This is a genomic window from Peribacillus muralis, from assembly GCF_001439925.1.
GTDB lineage: Bacteria > Bacillota > Bacilli > Bacillales > DSM-1321 > Peribacillus > Peribacillus muralis.
In genome coordinates this window covers 1-290 of record NZ_LMBV01000089.1, presented here as the reverse complement: position 1 = coordinate 290, position 290 = coordinate 1, and the positions used below count along the sequence as shown (strand labels likewise).

The 290-nt window shown below is 43.1% G+C and carries 1 protein-coding gene; it reads right to left on the bottom strand.

What is annotated here, in order from left to right:
• On the bottom strand, positions 1-290 hold a 290-nt coding region (locus ASU00_RS24200), incomplete at both ends, for an FAD-dependent oxidoreductase (protein WP_161809790.1).

Genomic DNA, 290 nt, shown 5'->3' with positions numbered 1-290 from the left:
CCGATGACGATGGTCGCATCGGCTTCATTTTTCGTTTGGGCATATTCACGAATGCGATCTTCGATATGCTTGTATATTTGGTTCGCATCCTTCACAGATTTCAAGACCATGCTGTTTTCCTCAAGTCCTGGAATCCCGAAGAATCCTGTTTGGCTTCCTAGAGCGACAACGAGGGCATCATAAGATAACGTGGAACCATTGGAAAGCTTCACTTCTTTTTTATCGACGGAGAAAGAATCCACTTTTGCAATGGCAAGGTCGATATCTTTTCCTTTGAATAGCTTTTCCAA